This window comes from Actinoplanes siamensis, from assembly GCF_016862395.1.
In the GTDB taxonomy this organism is placed as follows: Bacteria; Actinomycetota; Actinomycetes; order Mycobacteriales; family Micromonosporaceae; genus Actinoplanes; species Actinoplanes siamensis.
In genome coordinates this window covers 1-529 of record NZ_BOMW01000161.1, presented here as the reverse complement: position 1 = coordinate 529, position 529 = coordinate 1, and the positions used below count along the sequence as shown (strand labels likewise).

General features: G+C 65.4%; 1 protein-coding gene. It reads right to left on the bottom strand.

Going from position 1 to position 529, the window contains the following annotated elements:
• A partial coding sequence (locus Asi03nite_RS37560; RefSeq protein WP_203685270.1) for an endo-1,4-beta-xylanase occupies positions 1-529 on the bottom strand: 529 nt, incomplete at both ends.

The window sequence follows — 529 nt, the reverse complement described above, 5'->3', positions numbered from 1 at the left end:
TTCTCGCTGGAGCGCCAGGAGTCGCTGTCGCGTACGCCCCACACCGTGATGCCGATGCAGCGGGGAACGTTGATGCAGGCCTGGGTCAGCCCGGCGTACTGGGAGGTCGAGGCGTTGGTGACGTCGACCTCGGTGAGGGCCACGTCCACGCCGAGGGCGGCGAAGCTGGACAGAGTCTGCTGGAAGTTGCTCGGTAGCGAGCTGCCGCCGGTGAAGTGGGTCTGCAGGCCGACGCAGTCGATCGGCACGCCGCGGGACTTGAAGTCCTGGATCATGCGGTAGACGCCCTGCGTCTTGCCGTACGACCAGTTCTCGATGTTGTAGTCGTTGTAGCACAGCTTGACCGAGGGATCCGCGTTGCGCGCGGTGCGGAACGCCACCTCGATCCAGTCGTTGCCGGTGCCCTGCAGGTTGGAGTTGCGGCGGCTGCCGTCCTCGTTGAAGGCCTCGTTGACGACGTCCCAGGCGGCGAGCTTGCCCTTGTAGTGGGCCATCACGCCGTTGATGTGATCGATCATCGCCTGCCGCA